At 25.0% G+C, this 3,537-nt stretch carries 2 protein-coding genes; both read right to left on the bottom strand.

What is annotated here, in order from left to right:
• A partial coding sequence (locus KJQ99_RS08925; RefSeq protein ID WP_214150593.1) for a hypothetical protein occupies positions 1–1,346 on the bottom strand: 1,346 nt, incomplete at its 3' end.
• Positions 1,339–3,537, bottom strand: a 2,199-nt coding sequence (locus KJQ99_RS08920; RefSeq protein WP_250325690.1) for an efflux RND transporter permease subunit, incomplete at its 5' end; no start/stop codon positions are given. The genes KJQ99_RS08920 and KJQ99_RS08925, both read right to left, overlap by 8 nt.

Raw genomic sequence — 3,537 nt, 5'->3', positions numbered from 1 at the left:
CTTTTACTAACCATATTAGTATCTAAAATCATCAAAATATCATAGCAAAATCTCTCTGATCTCATAACGAATGGATATATTTTAACTTCTTTAAAGTCTTCTCCATTCACATAGTGTTCAGTTTGTATATAAAATCCTTGATTTTTAATAGAATTTTGCATATTGTTTGCAAAATTTATCGGGTCTATAATAGTATCTCTTTGCTCTTTTTTACCAAGCATATATAAATTCATTTTAGACATACCTGTAATTTTTTGATTATAAAAATCAAGTGCTGATTGATTTGCTTTAAAAATCTTAGCCGTAAAAGCATCAATCATTAGCATAGGAATTGTGCTTTTACTAAACATAGAGCTAAGTCTTTGTTCTAATTCTCTATATTCTTTTTTAATATCTTTATATTCAAGAACTGAAAATGCCGTTTGTTTTTGCAAATCTTCTAAATCAGAGCCTTCTATTAGCTCAAAATTTTGAAACTCATCAATATCGCTAGCACCTTGTAAATCATAGCAATACCTTACTTGTCTTACTAAACCATTTTCAACCAACATAGAATCAAGATAAGCGTTCCAAAAATACATAACTAATATTATTAGCAAAAATGCACTTAACACAAAATAATAATTAAAATACTCGCTTACAGATATAAAGCTTCTCACATTAAAGCCGCTATATTCTACTTCTTTAATAATATTATCAGAATTACTTGCTGTTTGATAAATTCCAGATAAATACCAATAGTAACTAAACTCATTTACATTGACAGATAAATCTAATTTTGATTGATTACTTGAATACAAAACATTACCAAAAGAATCTACCAATATATAATCAGTATTAAATTTATTCACACTTTTTAAAAGTTCTTTTAAATCAAGCTTTGCAACCAAAAATGTATTTTTATTATTCTCTAATTTTTTTGCAAAATATATGCTACTTTGTAAGTCTTTAGTAGTAATTAATTCGCTAATATAAGTAGTTTTGCCAGTTAAATTCCTAGTATTAATTTCTATGAATTTTTTTAAAGGGTCAACTTCATCACTGCTAATTTTATCTAAAACTTCTCCATCTTCATTAAGATAATAAAATGCTGAAAATGTATTTAAGTCTAAATTTTTTAAACTAGGATTCATCTCAAGTGCTTTTGAATATAAATCTAGTCTAATTTTATGCTGTTTTATAGCATTTTGAATACTATGAGAAATCAATTTGTTATTATTAATTAGTTTATCATTGACTGTTGTAAAATTTACATAAAAACTAAAAAATAATACTAATACAAGTAAAATAAAAGTAATAAAAAAATTTTTTCTTAAAAGCCAAATTATATTATTAAACTTAAGCACTTAAATCCTTCTTTGATAATTCGTTTTTAAAATAACCCTTAAAATATAAACTAATTATAAGTGATGGTAATAAAAACAAAGAACCGCATAATAATAAAATCATAACTAAAACAGTCAGTAATCCAAAATAAATAGTAGGTGTAAAATTAGAGCTCATCATAAGACAAAATCCTAAAACAATAGTGCAAGTTGTATAATAAAGTGCTGAACCAATACTTTGATGACTTGCCCTAATAGCATCATTTAAATTCCTTTTTTTGATTTCTTCTTTAAACCTATGCACATAATGTATTATATCATCAACTCCAATTCCAATAGAAATTGCTGCAATTGTAATACTCATTAAATCAAGGCTTAGCCCGCTAAAAGCAATAATCGCAAACAATAATGAAATAGGAATCAAATTAGCAATTATTCCAATAATACTAAATCTTATATTTCTAAAAATTATTAAAAACAATGCAAATAAGCTAAGTATAACAAAATTAAGAGTATCTACTTGAGAACTTATAAGTGAGCTTAGCATATTGTTATAAAGCACCATAACTCCACTTACTTGAATATTTATATTATCATTTTTTGTAAGTTCTCTTAAATTATCATTTAAATCTTTTAAAAATTTAGCTCTTTTTAAAGTTTTATCACTATCAACCATTCTAATTGCTATTCTAAATTCTTTTGATTTTTCGTTGTAATATGGATAAATAATTTGCTTTTTAGTGCTTTCTTCAAGGTTATTTTGCAATATATTTAGCAAAAAGCCATCAATATCTTTACCATTATTCATAGATTTTGCAAAATCTAAAAGCGAATAAAGGCTTAAAACACTGCCTACATAATTTTGATTTTCTAAGAAATTATGAATTTTTTTTAGAATTTCTACTTTTGATGGTGTTAAATAGTACTTATCACTATTATCTAAAAATTCAGCAAACTCATCAGCTTGTTCATTGTCTTCATCGTTAAATTTAACAATTACATCTAACGGAAGCGTTCCACCTAGTTTTTCATCAATTAATAATAAACCTTTTTTAATATCACTACTATCTTTAAAATAATTCACAAAACTATTTTCAGCACTAAGCTTTGGAATTGAAACAATAGCAAAAACAACTATTATCAAGCTTACAAAATATACTATTTTTCTATGATTTATTGCAGTATTTGCACAAAACAATAAAAACTTAGGCTCTTTAGCAAAATATACATTTTTAAAATCTTTTTTTGCAAGTAACAAATAAGGCAAATATAAATAACATAAAAGCAAACTAACACTAATACCAATGCTCATCATAACACCTAATTCACTAATGGGTTTTATTCCTGAAAAAACAAGACTTAAAAACCCAACTACGGTTGTTAAAATAGCATAAAAGCTAGGTTTAGCCTTAGCTAATAATGTGTGTCTTACTTGTGTTAATCTATCTGTATTTTTATTAAAGTTTATAAGTTCTGAAAAATGAGATAATAAATGCACTATAACAGAAATTGTAATAATTAAAACCAATGCTACATAATTACTTGAAATAACGGTTATATTATAACCCAAAATCGCCAAAATTCCCGTCGTGCTAAAAAGAGAAATTAAGCATATAAACATACAAACAAATACAAAATACAAACTTCTAAAAAATATAAAAATAGCAATTGATAATAATACAAACAACCCTATTCCATAAACATATAAATCAGATTTAACATAAGTAATCATATCACTTGCAATAACGCTCATCCCACCTAAAATCAAATCATTATCAAGCGCAAATTGCTTTAATGTAACAATCAAATCATCTGGGTTATTTGCATATATTAAAAAATCAACAACAGAATAATCTTGGCTAATTAAATTCTTTAAATAGAATTTATTTTTACTTATTTCATCTTTAGCTTTTAATAAATTAGCTCCTTCATTTATACTTTTTCCATCACTTAAAAATAATGGAGCATTTAAAATACTAAGAACTGATTTAACACCATCTATTTTTAATAGTTTTTTCTCTATATTTTGAAGTTTTTCAATACTTTCAATACTAAAGACATCGCCTTGGCTTTTATAGGCTAATACTAAAAAATCTTGGGAACCAAAAGTTTTTATACTTTCATTAAATAGTTGTAAATCCTTATCATCTTCTAAGAAAAAGCTAGTTGATTTTGCTTCAACTTCTATCTTAGTAGAATAATATGATAACCC

This window comes from Campylobacter sp. 2018MI13, from assembly GCF_018501135.1.
GTDB lineage: Bacteria > Campylobacterota > Campylobacteria > Campylobacterales > Campylobacteraceae > Campylobacter_E.
This window is presented reverse-complemented; position numbering and strand designations above follow the sequence as displayed.